This is a genomic window from Parendozoicomonas verongulae (assembly GCF_009711465.1).
Taxonomy (GTDB): domain Bacteria; phylum Pseudomonadota; class Gammaproteobacteria; order Pseudomonadales; family Endozoicomonadaceae; genus Sansalvadorimonas; species Sansalvadorimonas verongulae.
Map to the genome: position 1 here is coordinate 1 of NZ_SMME01000478.1, position 1,011 is coordinate 1,011.

Annotated in this window: 2 protein-coding genes; one reads left to right on the forward strand and one right to left on the reverse strand. The window is 48.0% G+C overall.

Annotation, left to right across the window (positions count from 1 at the left end; genetic code table 11):
• Positions 1-217 (reverse strand): hypothetical protein (locus tag E1189_RS24565; RefSeq protein WP_230459912.1); only part of this gene is annotated, 217 nt, incomplete at its 3' end.
• 126 nt (positions 218-343) lie between these two features.
• Between E1189_RS24565 and E1189_RS24570 the strand changes: the two genes are divergently transcribed.
• Positions 344-1,011 (forward strand): hypothetical protein (locus E1189_RS24570; protein WP_230459913.1); only part of this gene is annotated, 668 nt, incomplete at its 3' end.

The following is a 1,011-nucleotide window of genomic DNA, read 5'->3' on the forward strand; positions in this document are numbered from 1 at the left end:
CAAAGCGTTTACCACATCCAGCAATCTCAAAAAACACAAGCGTATCCATACAGGGGACAAGCCCTTTACTTGTGATCATGACGGATGCAACCAGTCTTTCACCACATCCAGCAACCTCATCAGACACAAATACACCCATACGAGGAACAAGCCCTTTGCTTGTGACCATGACGGATGCAACCAGTCTTTCACCACATCCGGCAATCTCACCAGACACAAACGCACTCTGCACAATCCATAGTGCCACTGGCAGGACAAAATTCAGTGCCGTAAAACACCCATATCACAAGAGGCCGCCAGCTACGTTGCTATCTTCTGTGTTCTCTTTATGGGAAGGAAGGAAATGATCTTCAGGCTGAACTTTGTCGTCACAAGTCTCTGCATAGTGATTGGCCTGCCTGCATCTGTCACCTATACATCAGAAGACAAGTGCAGGCCTCCTCACCCTATTCCGTTACAGCCATTAGATATGATATCGACAGGCAGTATTGCTATACATCCTGCGGGTTATATATGTATCCACTCCGATGAAACCACATCCTGCACCATCAAAAGGTCTGCCGGGCACCACTTTGTGCATTACCATGGAGAACAGCAAAGAATTCAATTAACGCTCACGGAACACTATCTGGCACTTGAGACGGATACCACAACATGGATCAGGAATCCATCTGACATTTACTGCTTTTCCAGTAACAATGAAGCTCCTGATATCTTATGTACTCCTTCTCCCCCTCCTTCACCTCCCCTTCTGGACACTCTATTCCCAGAGTTATCTGCCTTGCAGCAGCAGGATGATGTATTTCAGAGTGTTATTTGCGCCAGTGCAGGAGAGTGTGCATTCGATACAGGTGGTACTCTTACTGAAGTGAGTCAGACTCAGCCTGAGAGCGATCAGCGACCCACGGACATCTCTGGGATGAACACACCAGGATTTAATGTAAAAAAATATCCCGTGAGGGGCTGTGACCAGAACGGGGGCAAGCCCTTTGCCTGTGACCAGGACGGATG